This window comes from Streptomyces marokkonensis, from assembly GCF_039539045.1.
Classification (GTDB): Bacteria; Actinomycetota; Actinomycetes; order Streptomycetales; family Streptomycetaceae; genus Streptomyces; species Streptomyces marokkonensis.
The window spans coordinates 27,181-45,228 of record NZ_BAABCQ010000016.1; the positions used below are offsets into that span (position 1 = coordinate 27,181).

Annotated in this window: 18 protein-coding genes; 6 read left to right on the forward strand and 12 right to left on the reverse strand. The window is 72.4% G+C overall.

What is annotated here, in order from left to right; translation table 11 throughout:
• Positions 1 to 60: 60 nt before the first annotated feature.
• The gene (locus ABEA26_RS06160; RefSeq protein ID WP_345589951.1) at positions 61 to 1,506 is read right to left on the reverse strand and encodes an aminotransferase-like domain-containing protein; all 1,446 of its coding nucleotides are present in this window, start codon (positions 1,504 to 1,506) and stop codon (positions 61 to 63) included.
• Between ABEA26_RS06160 and ABEA26_RS06165 the strand changes: the two genes are divergently transcribed.
• Both ABEA26_RS06165 and ABEA26_RS06170 read left to right on the forward strand, forming a co-directional pair.
• A complete protein-coding gene (locus tag ABEA26_RS06165; protein ID WP_345589953.1) occupies positions 1,505 to 2,476 on the forward strand; it encodes a DMT family transporter in 972 nt (323 codons plus the stop codon). The two genes, ABEA26_RS06160 and ABEA26_RS06165, sit on opposite strands and share 2 nt — an antisense overlap.
• Before the next feature lie 30 nt (positions 2,477 to 2,506).
• Positions 2,507 to 2,701, forward strand: coding sequence for a DUF1918 domain-containing protein (locus ABEA26_RS06170; protein ID WP_345589955.1), 195 nt, complete (start codon positions 2,507 to 2,509; stop codon positions 2,699 to 2,701).
• A 30-nt stretch (positions 2,702 to 2,731) separates the two neighbouring features.
• Here ABEA26_RS06170 and ABEA26_RS06175 read toward each other — a convergent pair whose 3' ends face one another.
• The gene (locus tag ABEA26_RS06175; protein ID WP_345589957.1) at positions 2,732 to 4,018 is read right to left on the reverse strand and encodes a glycoside hydrolase family 10-like protein; all 1,287 of its coding nucleotides are present in this window, start codon (positions 4,016 to 4,018) and stop codon (positions 2,732 to 2,734) included.
• Between the two features lie 175 nt (positions 4,019 to 4,193).
• Between ABEA26_RS06175 and ABEA26_RS06180 the strand changes: the two genes are divergently transcribed.
• Complete coding sequence (locus ABEA26_RS06180; protein ID WP_345589959.1) at positions 4,194 to 5,066, forward strand: 3-hydroxybutyryl-CoA dehydrogenase; 873 nt, start codon at positions 4,194 to 4,196, stop codon at positions 5,064 to 5,066.
• Between the two features lie 183 nt (positions 5,067 to 5,249).
• Positions 5,250 to 5,507: a hypothetical protein gene (locus tag ABEA26_RS06185; RefSeq protein ID WP_279565102.1), complete on the forward strand. Its 258-nt coding sequence runs from the start codon at positions 5,250 to 5,252 to the stop codon at positions 5,505 to 5,507.
• On the opposite strand, the gene ABEA26_RS06190 is transcribed toward ABEA26_RS06185, so the two are convergent.
• From ABEA26_RS06190 to infC, 9 genes are all read right to left on the reverse strand, one after another.
• On the reverse strand, positions 5,504 to 6,067 hold the full coding sequence (locus ABEA26_RS06190) for an NUDIX hydrolase (RefSeq protein WP_345589961.1): 564 nt from the start codon (positions 6,065 to 6,067) through the stop codon (positions 5,504 to 5,506). The two genes, ABEA26_RS06185 and ABEA26_RS06190, sit on opposite strands and share 4 nt — an antisense overlap.
• A gap of 116 nt (positions 6,068 to 6,183) precedes the next feature.
• The gene (locus ABEA26_RS06195; protein ID WP_345589962.1) at positions 6,184 to 7,524 is read right to left on the reverse strand and encodes an NsdA family TPR-like regulatory protein; all 1,341 of its coding nucleotides are present in this window, start codon (positions 7,522 to 7,524) and stop codon (positions 6,184 to 6,186) included.
• Positions 7,525 to 7,983: 459 nt separating this feature from the next.
• The gene (gene pheT, locus ABEA26_RS06200; RefSeq protein WP_345589964.1) at positions 7,984 to 10,506 is read right to left on the reverse strand and encodes a phenylalanine--tRNA ligase subunit beta; all 2,523 of its coding nucleotides are present in this window, start codon (positions 10,504 to 10,506) and stop codon (positions 7,984 to 7,986) included.
• Positions 10,506 to 11,651: a phenylalanine--tRNA ligase subunit alpha gene (gene pheS, locus ABEA26_RS06205; RefSeq protein ID WP_345589966.1), complete on the reverse strand. Its 1,146-nt coding sequence runs from the start codon at positions 11,649 to 11,651 to the stop codon at positions 10,506 to 10,508. Before pheS ends, pheT begins: the two co-directional genes overlap by 1 nt.
• A gap of 224 nt (positions 11,652 to 11,875) precedes the next feature.
• Positions 11,876 to 13,015, reverse strand: coding sequence for a sensor histidine kinase (locus ABEA26_RS06210; RefSeq protein ID WP_345589968.1), 1,140 nt, complete (start codon positions 13,013 to 13,015; stop codon positions 11,876 to 11,878).
• A gap of 50 nt (positions 13,016 to 13,065) precedes the next feature.
• A complete protein-coding gene (locus tag ABEA26_RS06215) occupies positions 13,066 to 13,926 on the reverse strand; it encodes a TrmH family RNA methyltransferase (protein ID WP_345589969.1) in 861 nt (286 codons plus the stop codon).
• Positions 13,927 to 14,145: 219 nt separating this feature from the next.
• Positions 14,146 to 14,529: a 50S ribosomal protein L20 gene (rplT, locus tag ABEA26_RS06220; RefSeq protein ID WP_003977226.1), complete on the reverse strand. Its 384-nt coding sequence runs from the start codon at positions 14,527 to 14,529 to the stop codon at positions 14,146 to 14,148.
• Between the two features lie 99 nt (positions 14,530 to 14,628).
• Complete coding sequence (gene rpmI / locus ABEA26_RS06225; protein ID WP_003977225.1) at positions 14,629 to 14,823, reverse strand: 50S ribosomal protein L35; 195 nt, start codon at positions 14,821 to 14,823, stop codon at positions 14,629 to 14,631.
• A 110-nt stretch (positions 14,824 to 14,933) separates the two neighbouring features.
• A complete protein-coding gene (gene infC / locus ABEA26_RS06230) occupies positions 14,934 to 15,599 on the reverse strand; it encodes a translation initiation factor IF-3 (RefSeq protein WP_345590013.1) in 666 nt (221 codons plus the stop codon).
• Positions 15,600 to 15,998: 399 nt separating this feature from the next.
• Here infC and ABEA26_RS06235 point away from each other — a divergent pair, with 399 nt between their 5' ends.
• Positions 15,999 to 16,355 (forward strand): DUF1844 domain-containing protein, encoded by a 357-nt coding sequence (locus tag ABEA26_RS06235; RefSeq protein ID WP_279565109.1) that lies wholly within the window; start codon positions 15,999 to 16,001, stop codon positions 16,353 to 16,355.
• Positions 16,356 to 16,377: 22 nt separating this feature from the next.
• Here ABEA26_RS06235 and ABEA26_RS06240 read toward each other — a convergent pair whose 3' ends face one another.
• Entirely contained in the window at positions 16,378 to 17,121 is a 744-nt protein-coding gene (locus tag ABEA26_RS06240; protein ID WP_345589972.1) for an SseB family protein, read from the reverse strand.
• A 93-nt stretch (positions 17,122 to 17,214) separates the two neighbouring features.
• Here ABEA26_RS06240 and ABEA26_RS06245 point away from each other — a divergent pair, with 93 nt between their 5' ends.
• On the forward strand, positions 17,215 to 17,997 hold the full coding sequence (locus ABEA26_RS06245) for a serine hydrolase (RefSeq protein ID WP_345589973.1): 783 nt from the start codon (positions 17,215 to 17,217) through the stop codon (positions 17,995 to 17,997).
• The last annotated feature ends 51 nt before the right edge of the window (positions 17,998 to 18,048 follow it).

Genomic DNA, 18,048 nt, shown 5'->3' on the forward strand with positions numbered 1-18,048 from the left:
CCTCTTTTGGGCGTCCGCCTGCGGGCGTCCCTTTGCGGGCGTCCGCCTGCGGGCCTCCGCTCATGGGTGTCCGCCCCACACCTCGGCGCGGGCCGTGCACAGGCGTCGTACCCCTTCCGCGATCTCCCCGGCGCCCGCGACCGCGGCGAAACTCAGCCGCAGGTGGGCGGCCGGGGGCTCGGCGCTGAAGTAGGGGCGGCCGGGGGTGATGGCGACACCCGCGCGCAGGGCCGCCGAGGTGAGCGCCGTCTCGTCCATCCCCTCGGGCAGGCGCGGCCACAGGTGGTAGCCGCCGGAGGGGACGTGGGGCAGGGACAACTCGGGCAGGTGCAGACGCAGCGCGGACGTCATCGCGTCCCGGCGGGCCTTCAACTCCGCCGAGATGGAACGCAGATGGCGCGGCCAGGCGGGCGAGCCGACGAGTTCCAGCGCCGCCTCCTGGAGGGGCCGGGGCACGAAGAAGGTGTCGACGACCTGGATGGCCCGCAGCCGCTCCAGCACCGGCCCGCGCGCGGCCAGGGCACTCACGCGGAAGCTGGGTGAGGTCGCCTTGGTCAGCGAGCAGACGTGGACGACGACGCCGTCCGGGTCGTCGGCGGCGAGCGGGGCGGGCAGCGGGCCCGCGTCCTCGTGCACCAGCCGCCGCACGAAGTCGTCCTCGACGACAAAGGCACCGGCCTCGCGGGCGATGCGCAGCACCTCGCCGCGCCGCTCGGGGGCGAGCACGGCACCCGTCGGGTTCTGGAACAGGGGCTGGCAGACGAAGACGCGGGCACCGGTCGCCCGGAAGGCGTCGGCGAGCAGGGCCGGGCGCACTCCGTCCGCGTCCACGGGGACCGGCACCGGACGCAGGCCGGCCGCCCGCGCGATGGCCAGCATGCCGGGGTAGGTCGGGGACTCGACGAGGACGGGGGCACCGGGCGGGGCGAGGGCACGCAGGGCGGTGGTCAGCCCGGACTGGCCACCCGAGGTGATCAGCACCTCCGCCGCCGTGATGGCCCCGCCGACGCCGCGCGCGAACCACTCCCGCAGCTCCGGCAGCCCGTCCATCGGCGGCCGGCCCCACGCGCCGGGACGCCGCCCGGCCCGGGACAGCGCAGCCGCCATCGCCCGCTCCGGCTGCAGCGACGGGTGCAGATAGCCGCCGTTGAACTCCACGACCCCGGGCGGCGGGGCGGTCAGCGAGACCAGGACTCCGGAGGCGTCCACCGAGCGCGGTACGAGGTCGGCGGCGCCGTCGGCGCTGAGCGCGACCTCCTGCCACGAGGTGTCCCCCGAGGGCGCGGCCGGCTCGCGCCGTTGGGCGCGGAAGGCCCCGGCACCGGGCCGGGTGACCACCAGCCCCTCGGCGGCCAGCTGCGCCAGGGCGCGGGAGACGGTCACCGGGCTCACCCGGAACCGGTCGACGAGGGCCCGGCTGGACGGTAGCTTTCCGCCGGGTGAGTAGCGGTCGAGCTCCCGTCGCAACTGGTCCGCCAGTTCAACGACACTGCTACGCTCGTACATGAGAGCACAGAATAGCGCTACCAGCTCGTCGGCGATAGCGGTCGACGGTCCGAGCACTCCGGACAGCGCGGGCAGCCCGGACAGCCCGGGTAGTCAGCACACCGCCCCGGGTACTCGCTCGTTCGGCACCCTCCAGGCCGCCCTCGGTGTCGTCGCCTTCTCGCTCACCTTCCCCGCCACCGCCTGGGGGCTGGAGGGCTTCGGACCCTGGTCCCTGATCGCCGTGCGCAGCATCCTCGCCGCGGTGATCGCGGGCGGTTGCCTGCTGGCGCTGCGGGTGCCGCTGCCCGAGCGTCGGCACTGGTTCGGGCTCGCGGTGGTGGGCGGCGGCGTCGTACTGGGCTTCCCGCTGCTGACCACGCTCGCCCTGCAGACCTCCACCACCGCGCACGCCGCCGTCGTGGTCGGCCTGCTCCCACTGACCACCGCGCTGCTGTCCGCGCTGCGCCTGGGCACCCGCCCTTCGCGCACCTTCTGGATCGCCGCCCTCGCGGGTGCGGCGGCCGTGCTCGCCTTCACGGTGCAGCAGAGCGGCGGCGCCCTGACCACTGCCGACGCCCTTCTCTTCGGGGCACTGCTGGTGTGCGCGGCCGGCTACACAGAGGGCGGCCGACTGGCCCGGACGATGCCGGGCTGGCAGGTCATCGGGTGGGCGCTGGTGCTGTGCCTGCCACTGACCGTGCCGATGGCCGCCGTGGCGCTGTCGTTCGAGCCGGTGCACCTGACGGCGCACAGCGTGACCGGGCTGCTGTGGGTGGCGGTGGGCTCGCAGTTCCTCGGCCTGGTCGTCTGGTACCGGGGCATGGCCGCAATCGGCGTCCCGAAGGCCAGCCAGTTGCAGTTGGCCCAGCCGCTGCTCACACTGGTGTGGTCGGTACTTCTCCTGGGCGAGCACCTGACGGTGGCCGCTCCGCTGACGGCCGCGGCGGTACTGGTCTGCATCGCGGTCACCCAGCGGGCCCGGGGCTGAGCGGCACACACAGGTGAGGAGGCCTCACGCATGCGAGCAACCGAGGGCGACCAGCTGATCCAGCACGGCCGGGTGGTCGGCGAGCACGACAAGGTGGCGGAAATCGTCGAAGTCATGGGCGAGAGGGGCGCTCCCCCGTACCGGGTCCGGTTCCAGGACGGGCACGAGGCGGTGTGCTCGCCCGGCCCCGACTCCGAGATCCGGCACAGGGAGACCCAGCTGTAGCGGACGGCTGTCCTTCCCGCTCTGCCCGTTCTACCCGTCCTGGCGGGGGGTGCCGGCCGCCCGCGCGTAGTGGTCGGCACGCACCCTCGCCATCGCGCCGATCCGGTCGTCGGCGATGTCCTTCGCCGCGAAGAAGACGTGCCCGCGTACCTCGGGGTGCTCCCGCGCCAGTGTGAGGTGCCGGGACAGTTCGGCCGGGTCCTGCCAGGCGGCGGGCTGCGCCGGGTCACCGGCCTTGTACAGCGCCTCGCCCACGTACAGCTGTGTGCGGCTGCCCTTTGCCACCTGCGCCCACCAGGGGACCAGCTTCGCGTAGTCCGCGGCGTCCTGGCCGACGTGCCAGTACAACTGCGGCACGATGTAGTCGAGCCAGCCCTCGCGCACCCACTTGCGGGTGTCCGCGTACAGGTCGTCGTAGGTCTGCACCCCCGCCCGGGTGTCCGAGCCCTTCGCGTCGGTGGCCGCGTTGCGCCACACCCCGAACGGGCTGACCCCGAAGCGTGCGGCCGGCCGGACCTTCTTCACGCGGGCCGCCGTCTCGCGCACCAGCAGGTCGATGTTGTCCCGCCGCCAGGCGTCCCTGGTGGCGAAGCCGCTGCCGTGGGTGCTGTACGTGCCGCCGTCGCCGAAGCTCCGGCCCGCCACCGGGTAGGGGTAGAAGTAGTCGTCGAAGTGGACGCCGTCCACGGCGTACTTCTCCACCGCGTCCATCATCGCGTCCTGGACGAAGGCCCGGACCTCGGGGAGCCCCGGGTTGTAGTAGAGCTTCCCGCCGTACGGCACCACCCACTCGGGGTGCTTGCGCGCGGGGTGGGTGGGCACGAGCTGGGCCGGGTCGTCGTGCGTGGCGACGCGGTACGGGTTGAACCAGGCGTGCAGTTCCAGGCCGCGGGCGTGGGCCTCCTTCACGGCCGTGCCCAGCGGGTCCCAGCCCGGGTCGCGGCCCTGACTGCCGGACAAGTACTGCGACCAGGGTTCGTACGCCGACGGCCACAGCGCGTCGGCCGCCGGCCGCACCTGGAAGATCACCGTGTTGAGGCGGTGCCGGACCGCCGTGTCGAGGTGCTCGACGAGTTCCGCGCGCTGCTCCGCGGCGCGCAGCCCCGGTCGGGTGGGCCAGTCGCGGTTGGCCACCGTGGCCAGCCACATGCCCCGCATCCCGGTGGCGACGCTGCGGGCGGACGGTACGGCGGCGGGGCCCGGCGCCGTCGGCGGGGTCCGCGCGCCGGACGGAACCGGCGCCGCCGACGCCCCGGGCGCCATCGTGAACGCCGACAACGCCGCCACCGCGAAGGCACGACGCGAGACACGGCCCATGGGAGAACCTCCTGAACGCTGTGGATCCGCACGGTCACGGATCGTGGACGGTCTCTCAGCATGCCCGACCCGGGGGACGGATCCGTGGCCATTCGGGGGTAACGTGCACGATCGGAGCAGGCGTCGGGGACCCCGGCGCACCTGCCTCAGTCGTGGAGTCAGCGAAAGGGACGATGTGACCGGCATCTCGGGAGATATCGCACGTGTCGGCGTGGTGGGCTGCGGTCAGATGGGGGCGGGCATCGCCGAGGTGTGCGCCCGCTCCGGTCTGGAGGTGATGGTCGCCGAGACCACCGGCGAGGCTCTGGAGATCGGCCGGACGCGGCTGTACAACTCGCTCACCAAGGCCGCCGAGCGCGGCAAGATCACCGAGGAGGAGCGGGACGCGACCCAGGCGCGGCTGAGCTTCACCACCGACCTCGGCGAGTTCGCCGACCGTGATCTGGTGATCGAGGCCGTCGTCGAGAACGAGCAGGTCAAGACCGAGATCTTCCAGGTACTGGACCAGGTCGTGACCCGGCCGGACGCGATCCTGGCCTCCAACACCTCCTCGATCCCGCTGGTGAAGCTGGCGGTCGCCACCTCGCGGCCCGACCACGTCATCGGCATCCACTTCTTCAACCCGGCCCCGGTGCAGCAGCTCGTCGAGCTGATCCCGGCGCTCACCACCTCCGAGGGCACGCTCAGCCGGGCTCAGCTCTTCACCGAGAAGGTGCTGGGCAAGCACTCCATCCGCGCGCAGGACCGCTCGGGCTTCGTGGTCAACGCGCTGCTGATCCCGTACCTGCTCTCCGCGATCCGGATGTTCGAGTCGGGCATCGCCAGCCGCGAGGACATCGACAACGGCATGGAGATGGGCTGCGCCCACCCGATGGGCCCGCTGAAGCTGTCCGACCTGATCGGCCTGGACACGGTCGCCTCGGTCGCGTTCTCGATGTACGAGGAGTACAAGGAGCCGCTGTACGCCGCTCCCCCGCTGCTCCAGCGCATGGTCGACGCGGGGCGGCTGGGGCGGAAGAGCGGGTCGGGGTTCTACTCCTACGGCTGATGACGAAGAGCGACGCCCTGCGGGCCCGGTACCTGTCGAGGTGCCGGGCCCGCGGCATTCACACGGCGTGTGCGTCTCGGGCTCGCATATGCCGTACGCACACGCTCCCCACGCGCCCACCAGGCGGGTTGACTCACCATGCACATGCAAGGGATGTGAGACGACTACGGAAAGGAGCGGTTCGTGACCGCCGATCCCGAGCATTCCGTCGCCCAGGGAGAACTCGCGGAGTTACGACGCCGGCTGGACGTGGCCTACGCCCGCGTCGAGGGCGGGCTGGCCCTGCTCTCCCACCGCACCGAGGAGGCCGCCAAGGAGCTGGAGGACCTGAACGCACGGCTGACCACCCTGGAGCACGCCCGCTGGCCCCTGCCCGCGGTCACGGTTGTCACGGCCGTGGGCGCCCTGGTCGTGGCGGTCTGGCAGGCCCTCGGACACTAGGCACCGCCGCTCCGGCCGGACGGGGTGTCCTGGCCGAGCCTGAGGTGATGCAGCAGGAGGAGCGCGGCCACCATGTTGGCGGCCGGGACCTCCCCGCGGGCGACCAGGTCGGGAACGAGCTTGAGGGGGACCCACTCCCGGCGGTCCGACTCGAAGTCGTCCACGGGGTGGCCGACGTACGTTCCCTCGTCGGCCCAGTAGATGTGGTGCCGGGCGTCGGTGAGCCCGTTGGACGGTTCCACGCTCATCAGGTGGTGCAGTGGTCCCGGCCGCCAGCCGGTCTCCTCCTCCAGTTCCCTGGCCGCGGCCACCGCGATGTCCTCGCCGTCCTCGACGACACCGGCCGCGAGTTCCCAGCCCCAACTGTCGGTGATGAACCGGTGCCGCCACAGCAGGAGCACCTCGCTCGCCTCGTTGACGACCGTGGCCACCGCCACGGGACGCATACGGATGAGGAAGTGGTCGAGATGCCGGCCGTCCGGTAACCCGACGTCGGCGAGATTGACGCTGAACCAGCGATTTGAGTACACAGTTTGTTCGTTCTGTTTCGTCCACTGCACGGTTCTGCCACCTTCCTTGAGTAGGTGGCAATATCGCAGCAGCAGCGGCCCGGCAGCAGGCGCACGACGGCCGCTCACGGCGCGGCGGTGGCGCGGTGTGTCCCGGGGCCGGAACGTCAGAACGGTACGCGCAGTGCGCCGTCGATGAGTTCGGCGGCCTCGGCCGTGTCCGCGCACCCGTTGCGCACCAGGTGCTCGCGTACCGCGCGGAGTCTGTCGCGCAGGCGCTGGGACTCCATGCCACGGGCCTGTTCGGCCATCCGCACCGCGGTGGCCGCCGCCTTGTCGGCGTTGCCCTGCCGCAGTTCGATCGTGCTGAGTATGGCGAGCCGGTGCACGCGGCCCCGGTCGTGCGCGGGGTTGTCGACCGCCGCCGCGGCATGCTCTCCGGCCGCCGCGAGTTCGCCGAGGCTGAGCAGTGCCTCGGCGACCTGGACGTTGACCAGGCCGGGCTGGACATAGCCGGTCTCGTCGGGCTCGTGGCCGCGCCGGATGCGCTCGGCGGCCCGCTCGGCCCGCCGGATACAGGACAGGGCGCTGGTGCCGTCGCCGAGGTGGGCGTACGCCTTGGCCTGCATCGCGTACAGGTCGGAGGCGAGCGCCGGGGTGATGTGCCGGCCGGCGGCGCGCAGGGCGGCCTCGGCGAAGGCGACGGCCTGCCGGTTCTCCCGCACGAACAGGGCCTGGTTGACCAGCAGCGCTATGACGTAGGCGCCCAGGCCCCGGTCGCCGCTGGCCTTCGCGAGCCGCAGGGCCTGGTGGAAGTAGCGCTGCGCGAGGCCGTGCGCGTCGGAGTCGTACGCGCAGATGCCGGCGACCGCGACCAGACCGCCGGTGGCCCGGTGGAGCTGTCGGCCGGTGGCGTCGGTGTAGCCGCCGCGCAGCAGCGGGGCGGCCTCGGAGTTGAGGAAGCCGACGATGCGGGAGCGGGTCGCCATGCCGCCGGCCTTGCGGTACATCTGCTCGTAGTGGGCGCGGGCGCAGCGCAGCATCTCCAGGTCGGCCGCGGTGACCCGGTGCCGGCCGCCGCGGGAGACGTCCACGTCCTCGGGCGGGTTCTCCCACTCCCACACCGGCATCACGGCGGGCGTGCCGGTGAGCGCGGGGGCGCCGAGGATGTGCGGGCGCCGCTGCTGGTCGGAACGCCACAGGGCGGTCGCGCGCTCCACGAACCCGGACAGTGATCCGGTGTGGGCGGCGACCGGTTCGCCGGGCACGCCGAGGCCGATGTCGTCGAGGGTGACGGGCCGGTGCAGGCGGGAGGCGAGGACCTCGCAGATCAGGTCGGGTACCTGGCCGCGTGGCCGCTGCCCCTTCAGCCACCGGGCGACGGCGGTGTGTTCGTAGCGCAGTGCGAGCCCGCGCGCCCGCCCCGCCTGATTGACGTGCGCGGCCAGTCCCGCGTGCGAGATCCCGGCCTCGTCCAGGATCGCGTCGAGCAGGGTGTTGGGCTGCATGGGTGCCCCCCGGTGACTCGGTGCCGACAGCGTAGTGCGTCGGTCCTCACACGGGGTGTGAACGGAGTACGCGCATCCGTAGCGTGCGTGCGCTGTCGTGGAGAGTTCCCGGGCCGGTTGACTGAGCTGCCTCGAAAGAGGCCGGCCGGGCCGCCGGCTCCCCCTCGTACAGTGCGGCGGCCCGGGTCCACGCCGTCCGTCCTGCCGCCTGCCCGACACTCCGTGGCGGGGCGGACGGCACGCCGGCTTCGCCGGGTGCGGTGAGCATTGCGGTGCGTTGCCGGGCGCGGGTGCGTCGTGGTTGCTCACGCCCATGCGGCGGAGCCGCACATGTCACGACCCCGCGCCTCTGGAAGGACGTCACCCTGACGCCGACAAGGGGCGCGGGGAACTGCGCGACCAGCCACCGACCACCCACGGCCGCCGACCGGCAGAAGCCCCCGCCCCTTGGGCGAACCGCTAACTACGCAGCACCGCTCCGACACGCTCGCCCGCCAGGGCGACCGCCGCGTCGCGAGCCGCGGAGGCTTCGTCGACCGTCAGCGTCCGGTCCCCCGCGCGAAAGCGCAGCGCGTACGCCAGGGACTTGCGCCCCTCGCCGAGCTGTTCCGCGTTGTCGTAGACGTCGAACAGCCGGATGGCCTCCAGCAGTTCACCCGCGCCCTCGCGCAGCGCCGCCTCGACCTCCGCCGCCGGCACGAACGCGTCGACCACCAGGGCGACGTCCTGCGTCGCGACCGGGAACGTGGAGATGCCCGGCGCCTGCGGGGTGTCGTCGCCGACCCGTGCCACGGCGTCGAGGTCCAGCTCCATCGCGCAGGTGCGCGCGGGCAACCCCAGCGTCTTCAGGACGCGCGGGTGCAGCTCACCGGCGTGTCCGACGACCCGCTCGGAGCCGTCGACGGTGATCGTCAGCTCGGCGCAGCGGCCCGGGTGCCAGGGGCCGTACTGACCCTTGCGGGTGCCCAGTTCGGCGCCGGCCTCGCGGGCGACGGTCCGGGCGGCCTCGACCGCGTCGGCCCAGTCTGCCGGACGGCCCTTGCCCCACCAGCCGGCCTGCTCTCGGGCGCCGGCCAGCACGACGGCGACGTGCCGCGGCTGGTCGGGCAGCGCGGCGTCCAGCGCGGCGAGGTCGTCCTCGCCGGGGCGCCGGTCGACGGGCAGGTTGGCGGCGACCTTCCGCTCCTCGCGCGGGTGGAAGACCAGGCCCGTCTCGAAGAGCGCGAGGTCGTGCGCGCCACGGCCGTCGTTGCGGCGCAGCGCGCCCAGCAGGCCCGGCAGCAGCGAGGTCCGCAGCGCGGGCTCCTCGTCACTGAGCGGGTTGACCAGCTTGACGACGCGGCGGGCCGGGTCGTCGGCGGCCAGCCCGAGCTGGTCGAAGACCTTCTCGCTGACGAACGGGTAGTTCAGCGCCTCGACATAACCGGCGCCGGCCAGCGCGCGGCCGGCCCGGCGGTGCAGCCGCTGCCGGGAGGTCAGACCGCGGCCCGCAGGCGGCCTGGGCAGCGTGGAGGGCAGGTTCTCGTAGCCCTCCAGGCGGATGACCTCCTCGGCCAGGTCGTTCGGGTCGGTGAGGTCGGGCCGCCAGGACGGGACGGTGACGAGCAGCTCGTCCTGGCCGTACACGTCGCAGCCGACCTGCTGGAGGCGGCGTACGACGGTCTCGCGGCCGTATTCCACGCCCGCGACCTTGTCCGGGTGGTCGGCCGGGACGCTGATGGTGTGCGGCGCGGACGGGGTGCTGATCTCGGTGACCCCGGCCTCGGCGGTGCCGCCCGCGAGCAGCACCAGCAGGTCGACGGTGCGCTGCGCGGCAGCGGCGGCGGCCTGCGGGTCGACGCCGCGCTCGAAGCGCCGGGAGGCCTCGGAGGACAGCTTGTGGCGGCGGGCGGTGCGGGCGATGGTCACCTGGTTGAAGTGGGCGGCCTCGATGACCACGTCGGTCGTCGCGTTGCCCCCGTTCTCGGCGGCACCGTGGTCGGCGATCTCGGTGTTGGCGCCGCCCATGACGCCGGCCAGTCCGATCGGGCCGCGGTCGTCGGTGATGACGAGGTCCTCGGCGTGCAGCTTCCGCTCGGTGCCGTCGAGGGTGACGATCTTCTCGCCCTCCTCGGCCCGGCGTACGCCGATGGTGCCCTGGACCAGGGAGCGGTCGTAGGCGTGCAGCGGCTGGCCGAGCTCCATCATCACGTAGTTGGTGACGTCGACGGCGAGCGAGATCGGGCGCATGCCGACCTTCTGGAGGCGCCGCTGGAGCCAGATCGGGGAGCGTGCCTCGGAGCTGAGGCCGGTCACCGTGCGGGCCGTGAAGCGGTCGCAGCCGGTGGGGTCGGTGATCTTCACCGGGTAGCCGTAGGCGTTCGGGCCGGGCACGTCGAGCAGGGCCGGGTCGCGCAGCGGCAGGCCGTAGGCGATGGCGGTCTCGCGGGCGACGCCGCGGATGGACAGGCAGTCACCGCGGTTGGCGGTCACGGCGATGTCCAGGACCTCGTCGACCAGCTCCAGCAGCTCGATGGCGTCCTTGCCGACCTCGGTCTCCGGCGGCAGCACGATGATGCCGTGCGAGCCGTCGTCGCCCATGCCCAGCTCGTCGCCGGAGCAGATCATGCCGTGGGACGTCTTGCCGTAGGTCTTGCGGGCGCTGATCGAGAAGCCGCCCGGCAGGGTCGCGCCGGGGAGGACCACGACGACCTTGTCGCCGACGGCGAAGTTCCGGGCGCCGCAGACGATCTCCTGGGGCTCACCGGTGCCGTTGGCCTGTCCGACGTCGACGGTGCAGAAGCGGATCGGCTTTTTGAAGCCCTCCAGCTCCTCGATGGTCAGCACCCGGCCGACGACGAGGGGGCCCTTGAGGTCGGCACCGAGGTGCTCGACGGTCTCGACCTCGAGTCCGGCCGAAATGAGCTTGGCCTGGACGTCGCGGCCGGTCTGCGTGGCCGGCAGGTCGACGTACTCCCGCAGCCAAGAAAGCGGGACCCGCATCAGATCTCCATCCCGAACGGCCGGGTGAAGCGCACGTCACCCTCGACCATGTCTCGCATGTCCTCGACGTTGTGGCGGAACATCAGCATCCGCTCGATGCCGAACCCGAAGGCGAAGCCGCTGTACTTCTCCGGGTCGACGCCGCAGGCGATGAGCACCCGCGGGTTGACCATGCCGCAACCGCCCAGCTCGATCCAGCCCTCGCTGGAGCAGGTGCGGCAGGGCCGGTCGGGGTTGCCGACGGACGCGCCCCTGCAGACGTAGCAGAGCATGTCCATCTCGGCGGACGGCTCGGTGAAGGGGAAGAAGTTCGGCCGCAGCCGGGTCTTCATCTCCGCGCCGAACAGCGACTGGACCATGTGGTCCAGGGTGCCCTTGAGGTCGGCCATGGTCAGGCCCTCGTCGATGGCGAGGAGCTCGACCTGGTGGAAGACCGGGGTGTGCGTGGCGTCCAGCTCGTCGGTGCGGTACACGCGGCCGGGGCAGATCACGTAGACCGGCAGCTCGCGGGCGAGCGCGGAGCGGATCTGCACGGGCGAGGTGTGGGTGCGCAGCACGACGCCGGACTCGGTGCCGCCGGACCTCGCGGCGGAGCCGCTGTCGGACGCGGCCTCGACGAAGAAGGTGTCGGCCTCGCCGCGGGCCGGGTGGTCCGGGCCGATGTTCAGGGCGTCGAAGTTGAACCACTCGGCCTCGGCCTCGGGGCCCTCGGCGACCTCGTAGCCCATGGCGACGAAGACGTCCTCGATGCGCTCGGAGAGCGTGGTGAGGGGGTGGCGGGCGCCGGCCGGTACGCGGTCGTAGGGCAGCGTGACGTCCACGGCCTCCTCGACCAGGACGCGCGCGTCGCGCTCGGCCTCGAGTTCCTCCTGGCGGGCGGCGAGCGCCTTGTTCACGGCGCCGCGGGCCATGCCGACGCGCTTGCCGGCCTCGGCCTTGGCCTGCGGGGGCAGGGCGCCGATCTCGCGGTTGGCCAGCGCCAGCGGCGAGGTGCCGCCGGTGTGGGCGACCTTGGCCTCCTGGAGCGCGTCGAGGGAGCTCGCTGCGGCGAAGGCGGCGAGCGCCTCGTCCCGCATGCGCTCGATCTCTTCCGGTTTCAACGCCTCGACCTCGACAGGGTCGTACGACTTATTCGGTGCCGACATCTCTTCCCGTGCTTCCGATTGGCTGGCTGATGGTCCCCGTCACCGGCTCGTGGACGAAGCGTCCATGTGACGCGGCGTCTTTGTGACGCAGCATCTCCGTGACGAATCGTCTCCGTCCGAGCGTCTCCGTCCGAGCGTCTCCGCCTGCGGGACACAAAGGTGCCAGAGGCCGAGTCTAACGGGGTGAAGGAAGGCGAATGCGCCCGTGGGGGTCCCGGACCGTCTCAGGTGAGATACGCGGGAGCCGCCACGGGCAACGTAAATCGGAACTCGGCGCCGCCGCCGGGGGCGCGGCCGACCGCGATGGTGCCGCCGTGGGCCTCGACGATGCCCTTGACGATGTACAGCCCGAGGCCGGTGCCACCGCGCTTGCTGCCCCGCCAGAAGCGGGTGAAGACGCGGTTCATGGACTCCTCCGGGATGCCGGCCCCCTCGTCGCTCACCGTGACCGACGTGCCGGCCTCCTCCCCTTCACGGGGGGACGCCGTGGGCGTGACGTCAATGGTGACGGTTCCTTCGCCGTGCCGCACGGCATTTTCCAGCAGGTTGCTCAGCACCTGGTCGACCTTGTCGGGGTCGGCCCACAGGTCGGGCAGCGGCCGGCCGAGGCGGAGCAGGAAGCGGTCGGCCTCCTGCCCGGCGGCGACGTAGGCCTGGATGTGGCGGCCGACGGCGGCGCCGATGTCGACGGGCTGACGGCGGACCTCCAGCCGGCCCGAGTCGATGCGCGAGATGTCCAGCAGCTCGGCGATGAGCCGGGTCACCCGGTCGGCGTCGGCGTCGACGGTCTCCAGCATGAGCCGCTTCTGGTCGTCGGTGAACCGCTCCCACTTGGCCAGCAGCGTGGCGGTGAAGCCCTTGACGGAGGTGAGCGGGGAGCGCAGTTCGTGGGCGACGGTCGCTATCAGCTCGGCGTGGCTGCGCTCGGTGCGGCGGCGCGCCTCGGTGTCCCGCAGGGTGACGACGACGCGGTGGACGGGGCCGGTGGGCTCGGTGCGGACGTAGCGGGCGCAGACGAGGACCTCCCGTCCGCCGGGGAGCAGGAGGTTGCGCTCGGGCTGGCGGAAACGGATGGCGAGGCCTCCGTAGGGGTCGGTCAGCTGCCACCAGCGCCGGCCCTCCAGGTCTTCCAGGGGCAGGGCCTGCTCAAGGCGCTGCCCGAGGGCTTCGGCGGCGGGGGTGGCGGTGATGCGGGCGGCGGCCGCGTTGAAGCAGATGACGCGGCCGTGCTCGTCGGCGACGACCAGGCCGTCGGGCAGTTGGTCCGGATCCATGCCGAGGTCGGCGAGGTCGCCGGACGTGCGGGGCGCGGGCGGACGCGGCGCCTGCCGTGCTCCCGGTGCGCTGCTCGTGCCGACGCTCATCCCCGTACCCCACCTCTCAACCGCGCAGGGGCCTTGAGCTGGTCACCCTACTAGCTCTCGGTGACGGAGCGGCACCCTCCGGCGGCGCGCTGTGCACGCGCGGACGCGTACAGACATACGGCGGCGGCGGTGGCGAGGTTCAGACTTTCGGCCTTGCCGTGGATCGGGACGCGCAGGACGGCGTCGGCGAGGGCTCGGGTCTCCTCCGGGAGCCCCCAGGCCTCGTTGCCGAAGACCCAGGCGGTGGGGCCACCCATGGTGCCCTCGTCCAGCTCGGCGTCGAGGTCGTGCTCGCCCGCGCCGTCGGCCGCCAGCACCCGCACCCCGGCGTCCCGCAACTCCGCGACGGCCCGGTCGACGGGCACGCCGACGGCGACGGGCAGGTGGAACAGGGAGCCGACGGAGGCGCGTACGGCCTTGGGGTTGTACAGGTCGACGGAGGCGTCGGTGAGCACCACGGCCTCGGCGCCGGCGGCGTCTGCGCAGCGCAGCACGGTACCGGCGTTGCCGGGGTCGCGGACGTGTGCGAGGACGGCGACGAGCGCCGGGCGGGCGGCGAGGATCTCGTCGAAGGGGGTGTCCAGGAACCGGCACACCCCGACCAGGCCCTGGGGAGTGACGGTGGTGGAGATGTCCTCGATCACCTGCTCGGCGGCGAGGTGGACGCGGGCGCCCGCGTCGCGGGCGGCACCGGTGATGTCGGCGTAGCGCTCGGCGGCCTCGACGGTGGCGAACACCTCGACGAGCGTGGGCGCGTCGTCGGCCCGGTGCGCCGCCGCCTCCCGTACGGCCTGCGGCCCCTCGGCCAGGAACAGCCGCTCCTTGCCCCGGAAGTTCCGCTTGGCCAGCCGCCGGGCGGCGGCGACCCGGGGAGAACGGGGGGAGATCAGCTCGGGGCTGGCGGGGCGCATGCTCTTCTTCACCTTCACAGATATCAATGCGGGCTGTGCGGCGCCCCCGTCAGGGACGCGGGACGTGTCGATACGCGGCTCCGCCGCGTGGGCGCGACCAGCCACAACGCACCCGCACCCGCACCCGCACCTGAAAAAGACAGTGGCAGACGGCAACGACAGGACCCGCAGGCTTCGCACCTGCGGGTCCTGTCACGTCGGCTCAGAGCCAGCGCGGCGTCACGCGGCCTTCGGCGCGTTGACGTCGCTCGGCAGCGCCTTCTGGGCGACCTCGACGAGCGCGGCGAACGCGTTCGGGTCGTTGACGGCCAGCTCGGCGAGGATCTTGCGGTCGACCTCGACGTTGGCGGCCTTCAGGCCCTGGATGAAGCGGTTGTACGTGATGCCGTTGGCGCGGGCAGCGGCGTTGATGCGCTGGATCCACAGCTGGCGGAAGTCACCCTTGCGCTTCTTGCGGTCGTTGTAGTTGTAGACCAGCGAGTGGGTGACCTGCTCCTTGGCCTTGCGGTACAGGCGCGAACGCTGACCGCGGTAGCCAGAGGCCTGCTCGAGGATCGCCCGGCGCTTCTTGTGGGCGTTGACTGCCCGCTTGACGCGTGCCACTTTTAACTCCTTGTAGCGGGGCCGCGGTGGTCGTCACGCGGCCCGGTATCGATTGGGTCCCGGTCCTGACGTACGGCGCTCAGTGAAGGCGCCGCGACGTCACTTGCCGAGAAGCTTCTTGATCTTCGCGGCGTCGCCCGGGGCCATCTCGGCGTTGCCGGTGAGGCGACGCGTCACGCGGGACGACTTGTGCTCGAGCAGGTGGCGCTTGCCGGCGCGCTCACGCAGCACCTTGCCGGAGCCGGTGATCTTGAAGCGCTTGCTGGCACCGCTGTGCGACTTGTTCTTCGGCATAGCGCCGTTCTCTCCTCGTCGGTGGCGCTCCGGTGCCGGTCGTGGAAACCGGGCACGGGTGGAGCGTCGCTCTTGTATCGGTTACGTCCTGGGGACGGCGTCCCCGGGGGTCACGCTTCGGCGGGAGCCTCGGCCTGCTCTTCGGCAGGAACCTCGGCGTCCTCCTCGTCGGACTCCGCGGCGTTCTGCGACTTGCCGGGGTTGGCCTTCGCGTCCGCCTTGCGGGCTTCCTGCGCCTGGCGGGCCTCGGCCATCGCCTCGGTCTTCTTCTTGTGCGGACCGAGGACCATGATCATGTTTCGGCCGTCCTGCTTCGGGTTCGACTCCACGAACCCGAGGTCGGCCACGTCCTCCGCGAGACGCTGCAGCAGTCGGTAGCCCAGCTCGGGCCGGGACTGCTCGCGGCCACGGAACATGATCGTGATCTTGACCTTGTCGCCCTGCTTGAGGAACCGGACGACGTGACCCTTCTTGGTGTCATAGTCGTGCGGGTCGATCTTCGGCCGGAGCTTCATCTCCTTGATGACCGTGTGCGCCTGGTTCTTGCGCGCCTCACGGGCCTTCATGGCCGACTCGTACTTGAACTTCCCGTAGTCCATGAGCTTGCACACGGGCGGACGGGCGTTCGCCGCGACCTCGACGAGATCGAGGTCGTACTCCTGCGCAAGCTCCAGGGCCTTGGCAAGCGGGACAATCCCGACCTGCTCGCCGCTGGGACCGACAAGTCGCACCTCGGGAACGCGAATCCGGTCGTTGATGCGGGGCTCGGCGCTGATGGATCCTCCTCGGTAGCACCACGCGACGGTCTGGCGGACAGCCGCGTAACGTCTGTGTTCGATAGACCTAACCGCGCCGGCGCAACAAAAATGCCCCGGACGATCACAGGCGGGGCTCCTCGGACTACTACCGGAGCACCGTCGCGATGGCCGCGGGGCGCGATTTCGGGCCGGTCGCCGCCGCTGGGACGGGACCGCCTGACCGGTGACCCGCCGTCCGTGGGACGGCCAGGTGGGAGTTCGGAGCCTCCACTTGTGGGCCGGGCCCGCTGCCGTGGGGGCGTGCGTGTCCGACCGGTCGTTACACAAGGTTAGCAGCTCCGGAACGCGTGCGCTAACCGGTGCCTCCCGCCCCTCCTGCTGTCAAGAGGGCCGGTGCGGGGCCCTATCGTGTGCGGCATGAGTGAGACCCCTCCTGAGACGCCCGACTTCGACGCCATGACCCGCGACATCGCCGAGGTCCCCGCGGTCGAGGTGATCGTGACGGTCGCCGTCAACCTGATGAGCGCCGCCGCCGTGAAGCTGGGCCTGACCGAGGAGGGCGAGTCGCACAAGGACCTGGACGAGGCCCGCAAGCTGGTGCACGCGCTGGCCGGTCTGCTCGACGCGACGGCGACCGAGATCAGCTCCTTTCACGCGGCTCCGCTGCGCGACGGCCTGAAGTCGCTCCAGCTGGCCTTCCGCGAGGCCTCGCTCGTACCGGACGAGCCGGGCCAGGGGCCGGGCGAGAAGTACACCGGCCCGATCTACGGCTGAGCCGTCGTCGTGACCGCCGGCGTCACTGTCTGAGCTGACCCCGCACGTACAAGGGCTCGCCCGGCGGCGTCGCCCCGGCCGGCAGCAGTGCCAGGTCGAGGCCGCGCTCCAGGCGGGCCCTCAGCGTCTCGTCGGCGGCCAGTCGCTCGGCGACGGCCCGGGCGGCGCTCGCCGGGTCCACCTCTGGGTCCAGGAGCAGCGCCAAGGTTCCGTCGGCCGGTCCCGGCCCGAGGTGCGCGCGGAGCACGGCGGGCTCGGCGGCCACGGCGGCGCGTACGGCTCGGGCGACGGCCGGGTCGGCGAGCGGATCGGTCGTCGTACGGCCCTCGGCCAGCGCCAGCAGCACCTTTCCGGTGAGCTCGAACGGCACCGGTCCGGCCAGGTCCAGTACGACCGTGTCCGCCTTCTCGTGCGCGGCGGCCTGCAACGCCTGGTGCACGGGTACGGCGACGGGGCGGGCCCCGGGATCCCAGCGGGCGAGCGAGCCGGTGGACGTGAAGGCGGGCAGGGCGGTACGGCCGCCGGCCTTCAGGGTCGGCACCGCCATGTCGCTGGTCTTCTCGCGGCGCAGCCCGTTCCCGTCCTCCTCGACCTCACCCAGTACGGCCACGACCGGCACCAGCAGCCGGGCGTCCGCCAGCGCCTCCAGCACGGGTGTCAGAGCGGTGCGGTCCTCGGCCCAGGCGGCGAGCGCCGCGCTCAGCCGGGGGTCGGCGGAGCCGTCGTCGTCGGAGTAGCCGGAGTCGGGGATGTTCTTGTTCGCCACGGTCCCCGAGCCTATCGGGGGGCACCCGCGCGCCCGGGTGCGGGCGGCGTCGTATCGTCGTCCGCCTCGGTACTCGTGGGCGGGGAGGCATCGGTGGAGACGGTCGGGCCGGTCGTGGACCGTGACGCGGTGCTGGCCGCGGCCATGGCGCCGGTGCCCGTGGCGGACGGCGTCGAGGTGTCGGTGGCGGTGCTCGACGCCGACTCCGGCCAGAGCGCCACGTACGGCGCGGGTGTCTTCGACACGGCGAGCATCGTCAAGGTCGACATTCTGGCGGCGTTGCTGCTGCGGGCGCAGGACGCGGGGCGGGTACTGGCCACCGAGGAGAAGGCGCACGCCCTCGCCATGATCGGGAACAGTGACAACGACCCGGCGTCGGCGCTGTGGCGGGCGATCGGGGCGGCGGACGGGCTCGACGCGGCGAACAGACGCTTCGGACTCACGGGGACCGGGGGCGGGGACGGCCCGCTGTGGGGGCTGACGCAGACCACGGCCGCCGACCAGGTCGCGCTGCTGCGCCAGGTGTTCCTGGCGGACGGCTCGCGACTGAGCGCGGCCTCACGGGCGTACGTGCGGGGGCTGATGGGGCGGATAGCCGACGGCCAGCGGTGGGGGGTGTCGGCGGCGGCGGACGGTGGTGACGGTGGGGCGTGGGCGCTGAAGAACGGCTGGTTGCGGCGCAGCACCACCGGACTGTGGGTGGTCAACAGCATCGGGCGGGTCACGTCGGGGGGCCGCGACCACCTCGTGGCGGTGCTGTCGCGGGGCAGCACGACCCGGGCGGAGGGGATCTCGCTGACGGAGGCGGCGGCGAAGGCGGCGGTGTCCGCGTTCGCCGGAGCGGACGGCGGAGCCGAGGGTCGGAAACCGTCGTAGCGGACAGCGGCACCCACAGTCGGAAACCGCCGTAGCGGACAGCGGCACCCG

Bases quoted from the DNA above. Each gene is read 5' to 3' on its own strand.
- ABEA26_RS06160 (WP_345589951.1), bottom strand. From the start codon at position 1,506: ATGTACGAGCGTAGCAGTGTCGTTGAACTGGCGGACCAGTTGCGACGG.
- pheT (WP_345589964.1), bottom strand. From the start codon at position 10,506: ATGCGGGTCCCGCTTTCTTGGCTGCGGGAGTACGTCGACCTGCCGGCC.
- pheS (WP_345589966.1), bottom strand. From the start codon at position 11,651: ATGTCGGCACCGAATAAGTCGTACGACCCTGTCGAGGTCGAGGCGTTG.
- ABEA26_RS06195 (WP_345589962.1), bottom strand. From the start codon at position 7,524: ATGCAGCCCAACACCCTGCTCGACGCGATCCTGGACGAGGCCGGGATC.
- ABEA26_RS06165 (WP_345589953.1), top strand. From the start codon at position 1,505: ATGAGAGCACAGAATAGCGCTACCAGCTCGTCGGCGATAGCGGTCGAC.
- rpmI (WP_003977225.1), bottom strand. From the start codon at position 14,823: ATGCCGAAGAACAAGTCGCACAGCGGTGCCAGCAAGCGCTTCAAGATC.
- ABEA26_RS06210 (WP_345589968.1), bottom strand. From the start codon at position 13,015: ATGAGCGTCGGCACGAGCAGCGCACCGGGAGCACGGCAGGCGCCGCGT.
- ABEA26_RS06170 (WP_345589955.1), top strand. From the start codon at position 2,507: ATGCGAGCAACCGAGGGCGACCAGCTGATCCAGCACGGCCGGGTGGTC.
- ABEA26_RS06235 (WP_279565109.1), top strand. From the start codon at position 15,999: ATGAGTGAGACCCCTCCTGAGACGCCCGACTTCGACGCCATGACCCGC.
- ABEA26_RS06215 (WP_345589969.1), bottom strand. From the start codon at position 13,926: ATGCGCCCCGCCAGCCCCGAGCTGATCTCCCCCCGTTCTCCCCGGGTC.
- ABEA26_RS06175 (WP_345589957.1), bottom strand. From the start codon at position 4,018: ATGGGCCGTGTCTCGCGTCGTGCCTTCGCGGTGGCGGCGTTGTCGGCG.